This is a genomic window from Saccharothrix sp. BKS2, from assembly GCF_047689505.1.
In the GTDB taxonomy this organism is placed as follows: Bacteria; Actinomycetota; Actinomycetes; order Mycobacteriales; family Pseudonocardiaceae; genus Actinosynnema; species Actinosynnema lopnurensis.
In genome coordinates this window covers 39,919-54,995 of sequence record NZ_JAUQOL010000029.1, presented here as the reverse complement: position 1 = coordinate 54,995, position 15,077 = coordinate 39,919, and the positions used below count along the sequence as shown (strand labels likewise).

Below are 15,077 nucleotides of genomic sequence, written 5' to 3'. Positions count from 1 at the left end.
CATCGTGGGTTGTCCTCCGGGCTACTGAGATGAGTGATCATCCAGTAACCCGACTCCGTGCAACCAGGGGAGGATCACCGCGGTGGAACCCGGTCGTCATGCGCCGGCCGACATCGCCATAGCGTACTGCCGGCATCGGGTGCCCGCCGTCGTCCGGCAACTGCTCGTAGGCGAAGCCGAGGTGGCGGTACACGCCATCGGATCCGCCCGCCCACCGCGCGGGGACCATTCCGAAGCACGTGTCCAGCCCCAACAGGAGATAGGGGTCGGGCAGCAGGTCCTGCAGCACCTTGCCCAGCGTCGTCTTGCCGCCGAGGACGCGCCGTTGAGGAACAGCACTCGCACGAACAAGACCTCCACGGATGTCGGACGCCGGCAAGCACGATGGCTCGGCCGTGGTCACACCGGTGCTTCGACGCGTTCGCCGACCCGGACCACCGGGATGATGCCACCGGCGGCGGCTTGGGCGCGGTGCAGGGCGAGTTCGGCGGTGGGGCCCTCGGCGAGGACGATGCCGGTGCCGGATCGTTGGTCGGTCAGGTGCTCCAGGAAGTCGCCGGGGCTTGCGGTGGGGTACCACTCGGGGTTGCCGGGCAGTTCGGGCAGTCGGTCGAGGCCGGTCCAGTCCTCCAGCACGCCGGCCGCACGCGGGTAGACGACCACGAACCCGGTGGCGGTGCCGCCGTTGCCCGGGTGGTCGAGCAGGTCGGGTCGCGTGCCGAGGGCGACTTGGACCATGGCGTCGTAGGCGTTGACGCCCAGGGCCCGGCACAGGGCTTCGCCGACGAGGGCGCCGCCGATGCGGGCGTTGATCTCGACGACCTCGGGTCCGGCGGCGGTGAGCACGAACTCGGTGTGCGCGAAGCCGCGCTCGTGGCCCGCGGCGGCCAGCACCCGGCCGATCCAGTCGGCCAGTGCGGCGTGGTCGGCGTCCGGGAAGGCGACCGGGAACCCGGAAGCCTCCTCGCGGCGCAGCGGTTCGGGGGACATCACCCGGCTGAGCAGGCCGAGCAGCCGGGTCTCGCCCTGCCAGGTGATCGTCTCGGCGCTGTAGAGCGGACCTTCGAAATAGGGTTCGGCGATCAGGCGGCCCTTGAGCGGCGTGGCCGCGGCCTCCAGCAGGGCGGCATCACGTTGGGCTGGAGAGCGTGCCAACCACACTGCGCGCGATGAGGTGCCGGCGGAGTCCTTGAGCACCAACGGGAACACCTCGGTCGTGACCGGGTCGAGCGGGCCGCTGCGGCTCAGGCCGTGCTCGTGCAACCTGGCGCGGACAGCGGCCTTGTCACGCAGCACGCGCACCGCGTCAGGGGCGGGTCCGGGCAATCCCAGGCGCGCGGCCAGGTCCGCGCCCGGCAAGGCCCAGGTGTCGGTGGAGTTGATCAGCCCGGCCAGGTCGGGGATGTCCCGCAGCGCCTTCTCGCACGCGGTGACGTCGGTGGTGTCGACGTCCACTACCTGGACCCGATCGCCGTGGCGGGACAGCTCGTGGCGGTAGATCGAGCGGTCGCCGGTGAGCAGGACCAGGTGGTGGCCCTGGGTGCGGGCTGCGTCGGCGAGTCGGCCGAGGCCGAAGGTGAGGGCTTCCAGCAGCACGATGGTCACGGAACGGGGTCCTTCCTGCGTTCGTGGGGACGTTCCTGGGTGGGGACGGCCGGTCCGCAAGGGCGTCGTGCCCAGTCGATCGCCGCCCACGGCGGTGCCAGCCGGTCCAGCGAGTCGATCTCCGTGGGGGCCAGCAGTGCGGGGTCGAGGGCTTCGCGGTGGCGGGTGAAGACGCGGTCGGTGTAGCGGTGGCCTGTGTCGGCGCCGATGACCACGTAGGTGCGCAGGGGGTCGTGGGCGGCTTCCCAGGTGGCGACGAGGTGGGCGGCGCCGGTGGACAGGCCGGCGAAGACGGCGTGGCGGCGCATCAGGTCGACGGTGGCGGCCATGGCGTGCTGGAAGTCGAGCCAGTGGATGCGGTCGTACAGCTCGTGGTGGACGTTGTCGAAGTGGATGGCGCTGCCGATGCCCGCGATGATGGCGTCCGGGTCGGTGAACCGCTCGCTGCCGAACGTGACGCTGCCGAACGGCTGCACGCCCACCAGTCGGGTCAGGGGGTCGTGCCCTCGAAGGGCGCGGGTGAGTCCGCCGGTGGAGGCACCGGTGCCGACGCTGCCCACCACGGTCAGCGGTTCGCGGGGTAACGCGCGCAGCAGCAGGTCGGCCAGTTCGGTGTAGCCGAGGTGGTGCACGGGGTCGTGGTACTGGCGCATCCAGTGCATGTCGGGCCGTCGGGCGAGCAGTTCGCGTACCCGTGCGACCCGTCGGCTCTGGTCCAGGCGCAGGTCGTCCGTCGGCGGCATCTGGTCCACGGTGACGCCGAGGATCTCCAGTTGGGCGCGCATGGTGTCGTTGACGGTGGTGGAGGCGACGATGTGGCAGTGCAGGCCGTAGCGGTGGCAGGCCATCGCCAGCGCGAGGGCGTAGATGCCGCTGGAGCTGTCCACCACCGTCTGCCCCGGGCGCAGCACCCCCGCGTCGATCAGGTGCCGCACCGCGCCGAGCGCGGCGTAGACCTTCAGGGTCTCGAAGCGGACCAGCACGGTGTTGGGCGTGAGCCGGACGAGCGCCGGGGTCTTGATGGCGTCGGTGATGTGCTCGTGGACCGGTGGGGCCACGGCGTTGTGGTCGAGCACGGTCCTCACCTTCCGATCGAGCCCGGGCAGCGGCCCGTGCCCGGTGTCGCCGTCGTGCGTGTCAGGATCATGGTCGAGCCCTTTCGGGTGTGGTCGTGGCGTCACGATGGGTCGTGGACGTGCGGGGGTGGTCGCTGGTCGACGAACTCCAATTTTCGTGCCGGCGCATGTCCTTCCAACGCGGTCGGCCCTCCGCTCGGGACCGCACCGCTTCAGTCCTACTGGTCGTTGGCGAGACTTCGTCGGTTCCCGCGGCGGTGGAATCGGGTGCGGGCTATGGGAACTTGCCCGAGTGGTGGAACGACCATTGCTGTGTCGAGCCCTGCGGAACGCTCGGCGTGGTACATGGCAAGGCAGGGGGAGTCACGAATGGGCCGGGGTGGTTGATGGGTACGGGTGTGTCGCGTCGGACGGGAAACCGACGGCGTTCCCGGGGCACCGGGGTCGGATGGGGCCTGACCGGCGCCCAGACCGCGCTGCTGGTCGGCGGGTGCCTGGTCAACGTCGGCACGTTTTCGGTCTACCCCTACTTGGCGGTCCTGCTGCGCGATCGGCTGGGTGCCGGGATGGCGCAGGTCGGCGTGGTCCTCGGGGTGGCCACGTTGGTGCAGTTCGCCAGTGCGCCGTTCACCGCGGCGTTGGCCGAGCGGATCGGCTTGAAGCGGTGCCTGCTCTTGGCGACGTTCGTGTACGGCCTGGGTGCGGTGACGTACCTGATCGGGGCGGACGACCCGGCGTTGACGGTCCTCGCGCTGTTGTTCAGCTGTGGCGCCGGCGCGCTGTACTCGCCCGCCTACCGGGGCTACCTGGTGCACTCGGCGACGACCGAGCAGCGCCCGAAGCTGCTGTCGGCGGGCAACGCGGCAGGCAACCTCGGCATCGCGCTCGGGCCGGTGGTCGGGGCGTTGTTCCTGCACGAACCGGGGCGGTTGTTCGCGATGACCACGGCGCTCTACGCCCTGTTGGCGGTCGGTCACCTTTTCCTGCGTACCGAGGGAAGGGCAGCGGCCCAGGCCGCGGTCGAGCCGTTCCGGCGGGTGTTGCGGGGTTTGGCCGGGCTGCCGTTCGCGGTCACGGTGGTGACGCACTACCTGTACATGCAGTTCTACCAATACCTGTCGACCTTCGCGGAAGGTCGTGTGCCCACGGTGGTCTACGGGGTGGTCATGATGGGGTACTCGATCGGCCTTGTCGCGGTGCAGCCGTTGGTGGCGCGACGGGTCGGCCGTGTGGGTTACCCGGTGGCGATGGCGGTCGGTTTCTGCTGCATGGCGTTGGGCATGGGGTCCTTCGCCGGTGGCCGGGCGGGTGGTCTCATGGTGGGTGTTGTGGTGATGAGCGTGGGCACCGCGGTGTTGTTCCTCAAGAACGACCTGGAGGCGTTGGCCGGGTCGACGCGGTCGGCCACGGTGACCTTCGGGCAGCAGCGACTGGCGGTCGGCGTGGGTTCCCTGCTCAGCGGCGTGGTCGGCGGCGCGGTGTACGGGCTGTTCGAGCGGGCGCAGCTGTTGCAGGGGTTCTGGTTGGTGGTGGCAGCCCAGTGTGTGCTGCTGCCGCCGCTGGTGCTGGTGGTGGCCCGCCGGTCGTCCAGGACGAGGTGACGCGCCGGCGGGCCCTGCGGGATCACGAAGCCATCGTGGCGGGTTTCTCGTACACGGTGACGTAGTTGCCCTCGGCGCGGAACGGCTCTCGGCGCCAACCACCCCACCGGTACGCGCGTCGCAACCCCGCCAGACGGGCCATCAGGTCGAGTTCAGCCGGCCAGGCGTAGCGCATGAACGCGGGTGCCAGCTTGATCCCGTGCTCGGTGATCAGCACGTGGTGGCCGTCCAGACGCTGGTGGACCGGGTCGTGGCGGACGGCGGCCAGTCGCACCCGGTCCAGCCCGACCTGGTGGGTCTCCAGGGTTTGGTTGCGCTGGTAGCGGGCGACGTCGGGCATCGGGCACTCCAGGACGAACCGGCCGTCGGGAAGCAGGCGCTTCGCGGCGTTGGCGAAGCAGCGCACTTGTTCTTCCTGGTCCTGGAGGAAGAAGAAGGTGGAGAACACGACGAACACCATGGCGAACAGGTCGTCGGTGCCGTCGTCGACGTCGGCCATGTCGCCGATGACGACGGGGATGCGGTCGCCGCCCGGTTTGGCGCGCATCCGGGACACCATCGCCTCCGAGGCGTCGACACCTCTCAAGTCGATGCCCAGCGCGGCCAAGGGGATCGTCACCCGCCCTGTGCCCACGGCCAGTTCGAACACCGGACCTGCCGGTCCTTCCTCGATGAGTTCGGCCAGGCCTCGTACCGTTTCGGTGGGGTCGTGGGCGGCGTGCCACTCGTCGTAGACGTCGGCGTTGAGGTCGCCGTAGGTCTCCGGTCCCAAGTCGCGCATGAGATCTCCTCCCGGGGGCCGGATCGCGCGGGGCGGTCACGGCACGTCCACCAGGTCGGCCGGCCGATGGATGGAGTTCCCGGCTCGGTGCGGACACGTCATCACCGGCACGGTTCGTCGATCGCGGGAACCGGACGCGAGTGCGATACGACTTCTACGGTGGTGGCCGGTTCGACGGCGCCCGGAGCGGGAGGAACAGGGTGCGCGGTGTCGAGTAGGGGCACGGGTGTCGAGGAGGCGGTCGAGGACGAGGTCACCGCGCCGCCACGCGGGCAGGGGACGCGTCGGCGCACCGGGTACGTGGCGGGGCTCTTCGCCCTGCTGGTCTTCCTGCTGCTGGCCGCGGTGGTGGTCTTGGTCGCGCAGGGGTCGATCGCCATCCCGATCGGTGATGTGCTGCGCATCCTGACCGGTCAGGATGTGGAGTCGCAGGTCAGTCGCACGATCGTGCTCGACGCGCGGCTGCCGAAAGTGGTGGCCGGGTTGTTGGCCGGTGCGGCGCTGGCGGTGGGTGGGGCGCAGATGCAGACGCTGTTCCGCAACCCGCTGGCCGACCCGTTCGTGCTCGGCGTCAGCTCCGGCGCGATCCTCGGCGCCTCGATCGTCATCCTGGGCACCAGCGGCGTGGGCTGGTTGTCGGGGCTGGGGCTGGTCAGCCAGCTCGGCGTCACCGGCGCCGCGGTCGCCGGTGCGGCCGGGGTGCTGCTGATCGCCCTGGGCATCGCGCGTCGGGTGGGGGACCCGGTCGTGGTCCTGGTGGTGGGCGTGATGCTCGGCTACCTGGCCGGGGCGGTGGTGGACATGCTGGTCTACTACACCGACCCGGACCGGTTGCAGGCGCTGGCCACGTTCACCCGCGGTTCGGTGCGCAACGTGACGTGGAACGAGTTGCAGGTCATCGCGGTGTCCTGCGCGGCGGTGCTGGTGCTGTCGGTGTTCCTGGCGCAGCCGCTCAACGCGCTGCTGCTGGGTGACCGGTACGCGGGCAGCCTGGGGATCAACGTCCGACGGGTGCACTTCCTGTCGCTGGCCAGCGTCGCCGTGCTGTCGGGCATCACGACCGCCTACTGCGGGGCGATCGGGTTCGTCGGTCTCGCGGCACCGCACCTCGCCCGTGGTCTGCTGCGCACCGCCGACCACCGCGTGGTGCTACCCGCGAGCGCCCTGATCGGGGCGGTGATCGTGCTGGTGGCCGAGTATGTCGCCGGCGGCAACGGCTTGACCAAGACGTCGTTGCCGCTGAACTCGGTGACCGCGTTCGTCGGCGCGCCGGTGATCCTGTGGGTGCTGCTGTCCGGCCGGGCGAGGAGGCAGACGCGATGACCGAGAACCGCCGACCCGCCCTGCAGGCGGTCGCGCTCGCCGCTGGCTACCGCCGCCGCCGTCGACAGCCGGCGGCCACCGTGCTGCGCGACGTGCACCTGGCCGCCCGTCCCGGTGAGCTGATCGCGTTGATCGGGCCCAACGGCGCGGGCAAGTCGACCTTGCTGCGGACCCTGGTCGGGGCACAGCCGCCGCTGGCCGGGCACGTCCTGCTCGACGGCCGCGACCTGGCGGCCTTGTCACCTCGGCAGCGGGCGCGAAGGTTGGCGGTCACGTTGACCGAACCGGTCGACGTGGGGCAGATGAGCGTCGAGGCGGTGGTGGCGCTGGGCCGGATGCCCTACCGGTCCTGGATCGGCCGGGAGAAGGCCCGGGACCGCACGGCGGTGGACCGGGCACTGGTCGACGCCGGGGTGGCGGAGCTGCGCGACCGCCCGCTGACCGACCTGTCCGACGGCGAGCGCCAGCGCGTCATGGTGGCCCGCGCCCTGGCCCAGGAACCCGCCGTGCTGGTGCTCGACGAGCCCACCGCGTTCCTGGATGTGGCCCGCCGCATCGAGTTCGCGGCGATGCTCACCCGGCTCGCCGCGACCACCGGCACGGCGATCGTGCTGTCCACCCACGACCTGGGGTTCGCACTGCGCCGCGCCGATCAGGTGTGGCTGGTCGGCGGCGACGGCACGGTGACCGCCGGCGCGCCCGAGGACCTCGCCTACAGCGACGCCGTCACCCGCACCTTCACCGGCGAGAACATGTCGTTCGACGACGCCGCGGCCACCATCGTCGTCGCCGACGACACCGAACCCGGCGCCACCGTGCGGGTGATCGCCGACGGGCGGCTGCGGCAGTGGGCCGAACACGCCGCCCGTCGCGCCGGGTGGGAGCCCACCACCGAGGACGCGGACCACGTCCTGACCATCGAGCACGGCACCCCGTGCCGCTGGAACGTCGACGGTGTCCACCGCGCGCAGGGCGTCGGCTTCGACTCCCTGGTCACCCACCTGCGCGGCCGCACCGCACCGCTACCCGAAGACGCGCGAACCGGGTGACCGCCGACAGGCCGACAACCCTTCCCGTCACCGGACCCGTCACGCACACGCAGGAGAGCACCACCGTGAACACACTCATCCGCTCGGCCGTCGCGCTGCTCGCGCTGCCCCTCGCCTTGGCCGGCTGCGGGGGATCGAGTCCCGGCGCGTCGAGCGGCCAAGCCGGCGCCGAGGGCTGCGTCACCGACTACGCCGAGGGCCGCGACTACTTCCCCGACAAGAGCACCGTCACCGAATCCGAGCTGTGGAAGATCAGCTACCACAACTCCTACAAGACCATCACGCTCACCGACACCGAGAACGCCGACGGCCCCGAGCTGAAGTACGTGCTCCACCAGTGCGGCACACCCGCACCCGAGGCCACCGGCGACCTCGAAGGCGCGCTGGTCGTCCAGGTCCCGGTCACCAACGTGTCCGTCACCTCGTTCAACGCCCTGGCCATGGTCGACCGGCTGGGCAAGAACAAGACGATCACCGGGCTGAGCGGCCAACTGGTGGGCAACGCCGAGAAGGACAAGTGGTACGCCGGGGTTGCCGAGGCCGCGGGCAAGCCGATGTCGATCGGCGAGTACACCGACCTGAACAAGGAAGCGGTCCTGGGCTTGAAGAACCAGGTCATCCTGATGTCCGGCTTCGGCAAGGGCTTCGACGACATCAGCAACGCCCGCGCCGCCGGCATGCCCGGCGTGAGCGTGTCCAACCGGTTGGAGCGCCACGCCCTGGCCTCCGCGGAGTGGATCAAGATGGTGGCCGCGTTCTACAACGCCGAAGCGGCAGCCAACACCGAGTTCGACAAGATCAAGGGCAAGTACGAGGAAGTCGTCTCCACCGTCTCCGGCAAGATCGACAACCGGAAGACGGGCTACCTGTGCATCGCGCCGGAGCGCGGCTGCGAGTTCCTCCACGGCCACGGCGCCGAAACCCTCGTCGGTCGCCTGCTCGGCCAACTCGGGGTGGACAACGTCTTCGCACCCGACAACCCCGCGCCCAACGGTCAACCGTACGACTTCGAGAAAGCGGTCGGCACCGCCGCCGACGCGGACTTCTTCATCGTCTACGACCCGATGAAGATGACCCGCGCCACGCTCCAGGCCGACCCGCGCACGAGCCAGTTCCGGCCGTTCAGGGAGAACGCCTTCATCGCCGGCGTGGACGACAACTTCGAGGAGTGCCGAGCCAAGACCTACCTGGACGTGGACGTGCTGATCCGCGACTTCGCCATCGGCCTGGCTCCGGACCTGTTCCCGGGCGCCAAGGGCACCTGCTTCGCCCGCTCGTCCTGATCGACCCGGTCCGCCGCCGGGCACGCGTGTGGGTCCGGCGGCGGACCGGTCGCCGGCTCAGGCGCGGGTGCCCCGCACGATCAGGCGGCGGGCGTGGTTGTCGTAGGGAGAGGCGTCGAAGTCGCCGAAGCACTCGACGTCGGCGAACCCCGCGGCCTCGAACAGCGCCCGCAGCTCGGCGGCGCTGTAGAGGGTGGAGTACAGCGAGGTGCGCCGCACCTCGTCACCGCGTACCCAGGTCCAGTCGGAACGCAGGCGCGTCCAGTCGTCCAGCACGGTGTCGCGCATGAACACCGTGCCACCGCCGACGTCCACCGCCTGCGTGCGCCCCACCCACCCGGCGAACACCTCCTTGCCCAGCACGTCGACCAGCAGCCGACCACCGGGCGTGAGACTGGCGTGGGCGTTGCGCAGCACGGCCAGGTTCTCGCCGGGGTCGGTGAAGTAGCCGAACGACGTGTACATGTTGATCACCAGATCGTAGGAGTCCGGCTCGACGTGCTCGCGCATGTCCGCACGCACCAACCGTGCGTCGACTCCGGCCTGTTCGCACGCCTGGCGTGCGCGTGCGAGCATCGCCTCGCTCAGGTCCACCCCCGTGACGACCGCCCCGCGTCGGGCCAACGGCACCAGGTGCGTCGCCGGGCCGCACGCCAGGTCCAGCACCCGGTCGCCCGCGGTGACCTTGAACAACGGCGAGGTGGCCACCACCTGCTCCGCCTCCGCCGCCCGCCGCGGCGGGAACATCACCTCGGCGAACCCCACCCACAGGTCGTCGTCCTCGTACCAGCCCATGCCGCTCCGTCCGTGTCGTGATCGCGCGGAATAGCCCCGCCCCGTCCTACTGGTCGTAGGCAGGCGCCGGTCGGTTCCCGCGACACGTGGACCGTCGTCGTGTTCGGGAACTTCCGGTGGCCTCGGTACGACCACTGGTGACGACCGGATTTCACGGGATTGGGGACACCGATGCCACCCACGCAGGCAGCCCGCGCCTACCCGTTCCGCGAACCGACCGCGTTGGAGCTGGAGCCGGAGTACGCACACCTCCGGGACCACGATCCGCTCAGCCGCATCTCCCTGCCCTACGGCGGTGATGCCTGGCTGGCCGTGCGGCACGCCGACGTTCGCACGGTGCTGAGCGACCCCCGATTCAGCCGGGCCGCGCTGCTGGACCGCGATGTGCCCCGCGCCTCACCCCGACGGCACACCGACGCGACGCTGCACACGGTGGACCCGCCCGAGCACACCCGGCTGCGTCGCCTGGTCGCCGCCGCGTTCAGCCCCCGCCGGATCGAGCGACTGGCCGACCACGCCCAGCGTGTCACCGACGACCTGCTCGACCGCATCGAGGAGCAAGGCCCGCCCGCCGACCTGATCGCCGGCTTCGTGGTGCCCGTGCCCGTCGCCGTCATCTGCCAGATGCTGGGCGTGCCGGTGAGCGACCGCGAGGAGTTCGCCGGGTGGATCGACGTCGCCCTGGCCACCACCGCGTTCTCCAGCGAGGAGATCCACCGCGCGTTCGCGAAGTTGAAGAACTACGTGGCCGGCCTTGTCGACACCCGTCGGCGAGAACCGAGCGATGACCTGCTCGGAGCCCTGGTCGAGGCGCGTGACACCGGCGACCGGCTCAGCGAGGACGAACTGGTGGTGCTGGGCGTGACCCTGCTCTACGCGGGCCTGGAAACGACGACCAGCGAACTGGGCAACGGCATCTTCACCCTGCTCACCCATCCCGGCCAGCTCGCCGCGCTGCGCGCCGACCCGGCGTTGATCGACCGGGCGGTGGACGAGCTGCTGCGCTTCAACCCCCTGGTGACCTCGGCGGGGTTCACCCGCATCGCGCTGGAGGACGTCGAACTGGGCGGCGTGGTCGTCCGCGCCGGTGACGCGGTGATGGTGCACCCCGACGCCGCCAACCGCGACGGCCGCGTCTTCGACCGCCCCGACGAACTGGACCTCACCCGCAAGCCGAACCCGCACCTGGCGTTCGGCTTCGGCCTGCACTACTGCGTCGCCGCGCAGCTGGCCAAGGCCGAGCTGCGCGTGGCCATCGGCTCCTTGCTGCGCCGGTTCCCGGATCTGCGCCTCGCGGTCGGGGCGGAAGAGCTGTTCTGGCGGCACGGCCGGATGGCGCGCGGCCTGGACCGACTCCCCGTCACCTGGTCTTCCGCATCCTGACGGCGAGGAAGAACGGAGTCTGCCGCGTCTTGAGATAGCGCCGCTCGTCGATGTGCCGGGCTGCCTCGACAGCCCGTGGTTCGGCGACGCGCTCCAACGTGAAGCCGGCGTCGAGGAGTTCGTTGAGGAATGTCTGGAGCGTCATACGGCGATAGCTGATGGTGAGGCCGTCGCCCACGCTCGACTCGACGCGTTCCTCATCGAAGTAGGACCCGCCGTGCCACGTCCAGTCGGCCGTCGGGTGGGTCGTGGACAGCAGCAGGACGCCGCCGGGCCGCAGCACGCGGTGCGCCTCGCTGAGCAGTTGCCGCCGGGCTTCGACGTGGTGGTGCACCAAAGCCATCACCACGGCGTCGAACGAGTTGTCGGCGAGGAACGTCAACGGCTCTTCCAGGTCGTGGCGGCGCAGCGTCACCCCCGGATCGCCGCCGACGCGCTCTCGCGCGTGGGCGAGGAGGGTTTCGCTGCCGTCGACACCGACGACCTCGGCCGCTCCCCGCGCACGCAACTCGGCGATGTAGTGCCCGGCACCGCATCCGACGTCGAGGACGCTCGACCCCGCGACATCACCTGCGAGGGCGAGCACGGCCGGGCGGTCGGTATGGGCGTTGTAGGCGCTGTCGGTGGCCCGGTGTGCGAACAGGTCACCGAGAGGACCTTCATAGGAGGTGCGGACGCGCATCAGGCATGGTGCCGGCACGTCTTACTGAGGCGCGGAGCGGAGAACGCTCACGCGGGCCAGCGGGTGTGGAGCCCGTCGATGCGGAAGTGGTGCGCGTGCCGGTGCCGCCCGTCGACGAGGACCGCGCCGTGGACGTGGACGTGGTCGCTTCCGAGCCCGTGGTGCTCGTGCTCGACCACCTCGGGGTCGTGGGCGGGCCACAGCCGGATGGCGACGATGGTGGCCGCGGTGGCGATGGCGCCGAGCGCGAGAAGCGTCATCGTCATGGAGGTGGTGGCGGCCAGCCACCCGGCCAACGGGTAGCAGAGCAGCCAGCAGGCGTGGGAAAGGGCGAAGTCGGCGGCGAAGACAGCGGGGAGATCCGGTTGGTGCGCGGATCGGCGTAGGAGGCGTCCCCCGGGGGTCAGCACGAGCGATCCGGCGGCGCCGAGCGCGGCCCACAGCACCAGCAGGACCGGCCAGCGCAGGTCGTCGAGGAACGCTGTCGCCGGTGCGGCGAGGAACAGCAGCGCGGCGAGGGCGACCGAGGCGCGCAGCATGACCGGGCGGTCGGGGTGGCGGTCCAGGAGGCGCGGCAGGATGAGGGCGGCGGTCAGGGAACCGAGGCCGTAGGCGGCCAGGGCGACCGCGACGGCGGTCTCTCCGCGCCCGAGCAGGTCGCGGACGTAGGCGACGGTGTTCACCAGGACCATGGCACCCGCGGCGGCGACAGCCAGGTGCGCGGCGAGCAGGCCGCGCAGCCGGGGCGTGCCCAGGTAGACGCGGATGCCTCCGGTGGTGGCGGCGAACGACCGTCCGGACGACGTGGTGCCGCGTGAGGCAGGCATTGCCGCGGCCAGCACCAGCAGGCCCGAAGCGGCGAAACCTGCCGCCGTGCCCAGGAACAAGGAGTCGTGGCCGACCACCAGCAGGACCGCGGCGGCCAGCAGAGGGCTGAGCAACGTCTCCAGGTCGTAGGCCAGGCGGGACAGGCTCAAGGCGCGGGTGTAGTCGCTCTCGTCGGTGAGAATGTCCGGGATGGTCGCCTGGAACGTCGGCGTGAACGCCGCGGAGGCGGCTTGCAACAAGAAGATCAGCAGGTACACCTGCCAGACCTGGTCCACCCAGGGCAGGCAGGCCGCGACCGCCACGCGCACGAGGTCCAAGCCCACCAGCAGGGGCTTGCGCGGGAAGCGGGTGGCCAGGACCGCCGCGAGCGGACCGATGCCGACGTAGGCGACCATCTTGATCGCGAAGGCCGTCCCGAGCACCGCGCCCGCGTCCGGTCCGGCCAGGTCGTAGGCCAGCAGGCCCAGGGCGACGGTGGCCAGGCCGGTGCCGACCAGGGCGACGACCTGCGCGGCGAACAGGCGTCGGTACGTGCGATTCGACAACACCCCGAGCATTGGTGCACACCTCCGGTCGGCTGGCCTTCCGCAGAACCGGGTGACACCATATGTGCTCATGTACGCACGCGACGACGTTGCAATAACGCATGACTGGCAACAGCTACCTCCTGGCACGCACGTGGAGGCGGCTGTCGACGGGTTCCGGATGCTGGCCGACGCGACCCGGTTGCGGATGATGTGGCTGTTGTGCGGCGCCGAGTACGACGTCACGACGCTGGCCGCCGCGGTGGGGATCGCCCGCCCCGCTGTGTCCCAGCACTTGGCGAAGCTGAAGCTGGCCGGCCTGGTGTCCGTGCGCCGAGAGGGGCGCCGCGCGGTCTACCGGGTGCGGGGTGGCCACGTTCGGCGGTTGCTGACCGAGGCGGTCGAGACCGCCGATCACCACCTCACCGGCCGTCCGGATCACGATTGACGCCGAGAACCCCGCCGCATCACCACTTGCGCACGAACCCGGACGCTATCGCCCCCCGGTGCTGTCGAGCAGCCACCAGTAACCCGCGTCGGCGTGCGGCGAGGGTTGCCCGCCGGCGGCTTCGTACAGCGCCTTGGCCGCATGGTTGTCCTCGTCGGTGAACAGCCACATCTTCCGGTGGCCTTCCCCGATCGCGTGGTCGCGGAACGTCGTCAGCAGCGCGCGTCCGATGCCACGCCTGCGCACCGACTCCACTACGCCGATCTCGTACAACTGCACCTGCGAGTACCCGCCGACGTGGCGCTGCCGGCAGCCCCACACCCACCCGACCACCTCACCGCCCTCCAGCGCCACGAACGCGACCGTCGCCGGGTCCTCGAGGAACGGGGCGTGATCCTCGACCACGATCCCCCGGAACGTCCGCACCGCGACGTCGAGCAACCCGCGATCTCCAGCGGTCAGACGGTGAACGAGCACACCCACATCCTCGCCCGGCTTGTCGGCCATCCGGCGGGTCGTCCGGTCGAGTGCTTGCCGCGTGACCGCCCGTCAGGCCTGGTGTGTCCGGCGCCGGGTGACGACGGCGCCGATGAGCGGGCAGGCGCGGCAGGTGTGTCCGGTGGGTGTGCGGTAGAACAGGCAGCAGCTGCGGCGGGTGCCGTCGGGGGACAGCGCGTCGCGCAGCTCCGAGGTCGTCAGCAGGCGATCGCCCAGGTCGTGGAGATCGGCGGGCAGTGGCCGCAGGGCACTGCGCAGGGCCGCGGCGGCGTTGCCCCGCAGCAACCCGGCGGCGACCTTGGCGACGGCCCGCAACCCGGTGTGGAACGGCTTCAAGTGCTCTTCGACCACGGCGCGCAGCAGCAGGGGCGCGGGATCGCCGGTGGTGCTCCAGCCGCCGGGCTCCGGCAGGGCGAACCGCACGGAAGCGTCCTCGTCGATCCGGTAGCGCAGCCGGTCCAGGTCGGGCACGACCCCGTTGCGGGCCAGCGCGCCGAGGGCGACCGACCACAGCCCGGCCGCGACGAGGAACTGCAGGGTCGAGGCGGCCACGCGCGCCTCGGCCGTCCCGAACTTCGCGCCGACCCGTCGCACGGCCTCTGCCAAGGCGTCGGGATCGGTGTGGAACGAGCGCAGCAGACCACCGCCGTGATCGTCGTCAAGGGCGAAGTACGGGCCGTTGCCCGAAGCCGAGGTCAGCGCGGCGGTGATGTCGGCAGGGTCGGCACGCCGGATCACGCGCGGCCCGGTGGGCAGCTCCCGCGCCCACCGGAACACGGCCACGACGTCGGGCAGGTCGGTCCGCCGGCCGTCGGCGAACCCGACGTAGCCGCCGGGAACGGACCGGATCTCGGCATCGGCCGGTCCCGGGCCTGCGATGCCGAGGCCGGCGCGGGACAGGACCGGACCGAGGACGGGGGAGTCGGCGAGGGGAACCCGGCAAGTCGTGGTGTGCGACGCGCCGGCTCGGGCGACCACCGCCATCACGTCCGGCTCACGTGCGGTCAGCGCCCCGGAGGCCGCCTCGGGACGCAACGTGCCGGCCGTGGCGGTCGGTCCTGGCCGGGCGGCGCGTGCACGGTGGTCCATTCCCGGTTCGTGCGGCAAAGACGTCACTGGCCTCACAGCTGCCTCCGGAGGTGAGTGGTGGCGTGAACCGGCGGCGTGTCGTGCTGTGCAGCGGAGACCGGGTTCCTCGCCC

The 15,077-nt window shown here is 71.0% G+C and carries 15 protein-coding genes; 6 read left to right on the top strand and 9 right to left on the bottom strand.

The genetic code is table 11. The features are described 5' to 3' along the window. Positions 1–37: 37 nt before the first annotated feature. The 3 genes from Q5530_RS37150 to Q5530_RS37140 all read right to left on the bottom strand — a co-directional run bounded on the left by Q5530_RS37150 (position 38) and on the right by Q5530_RS37140 (position 2,690). Entirely contained in the window at positions 38–289 is a 252-nt protein-coding gene (locus Q5530_RS37150) for a hypothetical protein (protein ID WP_415367621.1), read from the bottom strand. A gap of 110 nt (positions 290–399) precedes the next feature. Then, positions 400–1,605, bottom strand: coding sequence for an ATP-grasp domain-containing protein (locus Q5530_RS37145; RefSeq protein ID WP_415367619.1), 1,206 nt, complete (start codon positions 1,603–1,605; stop codon positions 400–402). Further along, positions 1,602–2,690 (bottom strand): pyridoxal-phosphate dependent enzyme, encoded by a 1,089-nt coding sequence (locus Q5530_RS37140; RefSeq protein WP_415367618.1) that lies wholly within the window; start codon positions 2,688–2,690, stop codon positions 1,602–1,604. Before Q5530_RS37140 ends, Q5530_RS37145 begins: the two co-directional genes overlap by 4 nt. 104 nt (positions 2,691–2,794) lie before the next feature. Here Q5530_RS37140 and Q5530_RS37135 point away from each other — a divergent pair, with 104 nt between their 5' ends. After that, complete coding sequence (locus Q5530_RS37135; RefSeq protein WP_415367617.1) at positions 2,795–4,282, top strand: MFS transporter; 1,488 nt, start codon at positions 2,795–2,797, stop codon at positions 4,280–4,282. Positions 4,283–4,304: 22 nt separating this feature from the next. Here Q5530_RS37135 and Q5530_RS37130 read toward each other — a convergent pair whose 3' ends face one another. Continuing rightward, positions 4,305–5,063, bottom strand: a complete 759-nt coding sequence (locus Q5530_RS37130; RefSeq protein WP_415367616.1) for a class I SAM-dependent DNA methyltransferase — start codon at positions 5,061–5,063, stop codon at positions 4,305–4,307. Between the two features lie 207 nt (positions 5,064–5,270). On the opposite strand from Q5530_RS37130, the gene Q5530_RS37125 reads away from it, so the two are divergent. The 3 genes from Q5530_RS37125 to Q5530_RS37115 all read left to right on the top strand — a co-directional run bounded on the left by Q5530_RS37125 (position 5,271) and on the right by Q5530_RS37115 (position 8,718). Further along, positions 5,271–6,386, top strand: coding sequence for a FecCD family ABC transporter permease (locus Q5530_RS37125; RefSeq protein ID WP_415367615.1), 1,116 nt, complete (start codon positions 5,271–5,273; stop codon positions 6,384–6,386). Further along, on the top strand, positions 6,383–7,435 hold the full coding sequence (locus tag Q5530_RS37120; RefSeq protein ID WP_415367613.1) for an ABC transporter ATP-binding protein: 1,053 nt from the start codon (positions 6,383–6,385) through the stop codon (positions 7,433–7,435). The genes Q5530_RS37125 and Q5530_RS37120 overlap by 4 nt, the downstream gene beginning before the upstream one ends. Before the next feature lie 65 nt (positions 7,436–7,500). Further along, positions 7,501–8,718 carry an ABC transporter substrate-binding protein gene (locus Q5530_RS37115; RefSeq protein WP_415367612.1) on the top strand — a complete coding sequence of 406 codons (1,218 nt, stop codon included), beginning with the start codon at positions 7,501–7,503 and terminating at the stop codon, positions 8,716–8,718. A gap of 57 nt (positions 8,719–8,775) precedes the next feature. On the opposite strand, the gene Q5530_RS37110 is transcribed toward Q5530_RS37115, so the two are convergent. Beyond that, positions 8,776–9,513, bottom strand: coding sequence for a class I SAM-dependent methyltransferase (locus tag Q5530_RS37110; protein WP_415367611.1), 738 nt, complete (start codon positions 9,511–9,513; stop codon positions 8,776–8,778). Between the two features lie 171 nt (positions 9,514–9,684). Between Q5530_RS37110 and Q5530_RS37105 the strand changes: the two genes are divergently transcribed. Further along, complete coding sequence (locus Q5530_RS37105; RefSeq protein WP_415367609.1) at positions 9,685–10,896, top strand: cytochrome P450; 1,212 nt, start codon at positions 9,685–9,687, stop codon at positions 10,894–10,896. Here the strand turns inward: Q5530_RS37105 and Q5530_RS37100 are convergent. Together Q5530_RS37100 and Q5530_RS37095 are read right to left on the bottom strand one after the other, a co-directional pair. Beyond that, entirely contained in the window at positions 10,874–11,578 is a 705-nt protein-coding gene (locus tag Q5530_RS37100) for a class I SAM-dependent methyltransferase (protein ID WP_415367608.1), read from the bottom strand. The genes Q5530_RS37105 and Q5530_RS37100 overlap by 23 nt on opposite strands. Positions 11,579–11,625: 47 nt before the next feature. After that, on the bottom strand, positions 11,626–12,963 hold the full coding sequence (locus Q5530_RS37095; protein WP_415367607.1) for an MFS transporter: 1,338 nt from the start codon (positions 12,961–12,963) through the stop codon (positions 11,626–11,628). Between the two features lie 58 nt (positions 12,964–13,021). Here Q5530_RS37095 and Q5530_RS37090 point away from each other — a divergent pair, with 58 nt between their 5' ends. After that, the gene (locus Q5530_RS37090; protein ID WP_415367606.1) at positions 13,022–13,378 is read left to right on the top strand and encodes an ArsR/SmtB family transcription factor; all 357 of its coding nucleotides are present in this window, start codon (positions 13,022–13,024) and stop codon (positions 13,376–13,378) included. Positions 13,379–13,423: 45 nt separating this feature from the next. Here Q5530_RS37090 and Q5530_RS37085 read toward each other — a convergent pair whose 3' ends face one another. Both Q5530_RS37085 and Q5530_RS37080 read right to left on the bottom strand, forming a co-directional pair. Continuing rightward, positions 13,424–13,885, bottom strand: a complete 462-nt coding sequence (locus tag Q5530_RS37085; RefSeq protein WP_415367605.1) for a GNAT family N-acetyltransferase — start codon at positions 13,883–13,885, stop codon at positions 13,424–13,426. A 42-nt stretch (positions 13,886–13,927) separates the two neighbouring features. After that, complete coding sequence (locus Q5530_RS37080) at positions 13,928–14,965, bottom strand: (2Fe-2S)-binding protein (protein WP_415367604.1); 1,038 nt, start codon at positions 14,963–14,965, stop codon at positions 13,928–13,930. Positions 14,966–15,077: the final 112 nt, after the last annotated feature.